The organism is Saccharospirillum impatiens DSM 12546 (assembly GCF_000423605.1).
Classification (GTDB): Bacteria; Pseudomonadota; Gammaproteobacteria; order Pseudomonadales; family Natronospirillaceae; genus Saccharospirillum; species Saccharospirillum impatiens.
The window spans coordinates 1-2,345 of the sequence record NZ_AUIH01000121.1; the positions used below are offsets into that span (position 1 = coordinate 1).

Genomic DNA, 2,345 nt, shown 5'->3' on the forward strand with positions numbered 1-2,345 from the left:
GTAAGCGTTCATTTTAGGGAGTCATTCTACTGAGCCTTCCCGCGCGATAATCTCAAGCCTCATTCATCGACGTCCGAGGCAATCATGGCCAAGCGTAGAACCCGATCACAATGGCAATCCCTGATCGAACAGCAACAACAATCCGGCTTGTCCGTCCCAACGTTCTGTTCCGAGCATTCAGTCAGTCCAGCCAGTTTTTACAAATGGCGTCAGCGCCTGGAGACTTCCGAACCCGGTCCAGAAACGAAGCCTGAACCGTCGTTCATTGATCTGAGCGCTCTTTCGCCGAATCCCGGCAACCCGAGTGATGCCGATAGACCCTGGCACATCGTGCTCAGCCTGGGCAATGGTGTTGAACTTCGACTGAGTCAGCCCTGATGTTCGCCCCTGGCAGCCAGGCCAGGATCTGGTTGTGCACTCAGCCCACCGACATGCGCAAGTCATTCAACGGGCTCAGCGCTCTGATCAAGAACCAGATGCAGCACAACCCGTTGAGCGGTGAATATTTTGTCTTCGTCAACCGGCGCAAGACGCAGATGAAGGTGCTGTATTTTGAACCATCTGGGTATTGCATCTGGAGCAAGCGCCTGGAGCAGGGGCAGTTCCAGGTGCGCCCCCATGCCCGTGGGCAAAAACCGCTGAGCTGGGCCGATTTACAACTGCTGATCGAAGGCATTGAAGTCCAGAAGTACAAACAGTTTAAGCGCTATCGACACGCTGCCTGAAGGTCGATCTGGTACAATGGCAGCCATGTCGAAACCTGCTACCAACACGGAAACTGTGCCCTCTGATCCGAGCGAAATAGCTCGGCAGAATGCCCGGTTGCAGCAGGAAAACAAGGAGCTGAAACGCCAGCTCGACTGGCTGAAGAATCAGGTCTTCGGTCAGAAGTCCGAAAAGCGCTCCCTGATTGGCCACCCGGATCAGATCTCGCTGTTGGCGGCAACCGCTACGGCCGAAAGCCCATCTAAAACCGATCAGAGCGAGGCCTCAAAGCAGTCTCGGGGCACTGCCAAAAAACAACGTCCAGAAGACTGCGTCAACGACACCGGTCTGCGCTTCGACGACAGCGTACCGGTCGAGGTCATCCAGTTGACGCCCTCGGAGCTGACCGGCCCTGAGGCCGATCAATACGAGATCATCGGCAGCAAGTCCACTTTCCGGGTGGCGCAACGCACGGCCAGCTACGTCATCATCGAATATCAACGTCCGGTGTTCAAACTCAAAGGGGCTGAACAACCCTTGCCAAGCCCAGCACCGGACAACGTACTGGATCGCAGTGTGGCCGATGTCAGCCTGCTCGTTGGACTGATGGTGGACAAGTTCCAGTACCACCTGCCGCTGTATCGCCAACATCAGCGTCTGACCGAGGCGGGTATCACCCTAAGTCGGGCGACCCTGACCAACCTGGTCAAGCGCGCCATTGATCTGCTCAAACCAATCGTCGCCGCGCAGTTACAGAACGTCTTGCTCAGCCGGGTGTTGGCGATGGACGAGACGCCGATCAAGGCCGGCAAAACCGGCAAAGGCAAGATGAACCAAGCCTGGTTCTGGCCACTTTACGGCGAACAGGATGAAGTGGTCTTTACCTTCTCCAAAAGCCGGGGCCGACAACACATTGAAACCGTACTGGGGAAAAGCTTCCAGGGCACGCTGCTGAGTGATGGTCACTCGGCCTATACCAGCTATGTTCAAAAGAACCAGAACCTCACGCAGGCCCAATGCTGGGTGCACAGCCGACGGCAGTTCATCGCCGCCGAAGAAAGTGAACCGGAAGCGGTGGCCCAGGCCCTGGACTATATCGGCAAACTGTATCAGTTGGACGATGAACTGAAACAACAGCCTGAACTGAGCTTGAAGAAGCGACGCGAATACCGCCTGACGTACTGCAAGCCGGTCGTTGATGCCTTCTTTGAATGGTGCCATGAGCAGTTGCATCGCCCAGACCTGCTGCCAAAAGATCCACTGGCTAAAGCGCTGGGCTATGTGCGTCGGCGTGAACACGAACTGCGCGTGTTCCTGGAAGAGCCGGATGTGCCAATGGATACCAATCATCTGGAGCGTGCTCTAAGGCCGATACCGATGGGCCGTAAAAACTGGCTCTTCTGTTGGTCAGAACTGGGCGCCGAGCACGTGGGTGTGATCCAGAGCCTGATCACTACCTGCAAGCTGCACGATATCAACCCCTACGTCTATCTGACTGATGTGCTACTGCGTGTTGGTGATCACCCGGCGAAAGAGGTTCAGGATCTGACACCAAGACTTTGGAAAGAACGCTTCGCTGCTGATCCGAGGCAATCAGATCTTTATATGGCCTGCAACCACTCCGTAGAATGACCGGTTAC

At 55.8% G+C, this 2,345-nt stretch carries 3 protein-coding genes; all 3 read left to right on the forward strand.

Annotated features, from left to right (window positions below; all coding sequences use genetic code 11):
* Window positions 1-84: 84 nt before the first annotated feature.
* Genes tnpA through tnpC form a run of 3 tightly spaced genes read left to right on the forward strand, consistent with a single transcriptional unit; the run spans window position 85 to window position 2,337 of the window.
* Window positions 85-378, forward strand: a complete 294-nt coding sequence (gene tnpA / locus G565_RS0120645) for an IS66 family insertion sequence element accessory protein TnpA (RefSeq protein ID WP_028672497.1) — start codon at window positions 85-87, stop codon at window positions 376-378.
* On the forward strand, window positions 378-725 hold the full coding sequence (tnpB, locus tag G565_RS0120650) for an IS66 family insertion sequence element accessory protein TnpB (protein WP_028672498.1): 348 nt from the start codon (window positions 378-380) through the stop codon (window positions 723-725). Before tnpA ends, tnpB begins: the two co-directional genes overlap by 1 nt.
* Window positions 726-741: 16 nt before the next feature.
* Window positions 742-2,337 carry an IS66 family transposase gene (gene tnpC, locus G565_RS0120655; protein ID WP_037340820.1) on the forward strand — a complete coding sequence of 532 codons (1,596 nt, stop codon included), beginning with the start codon at window positions 742-744 and terminating at the stop codon, window positions 2,335-2,337.
* The last annotated feature ends 8 nt before the right edge of the window (window positions 2,338-2,345 follow it).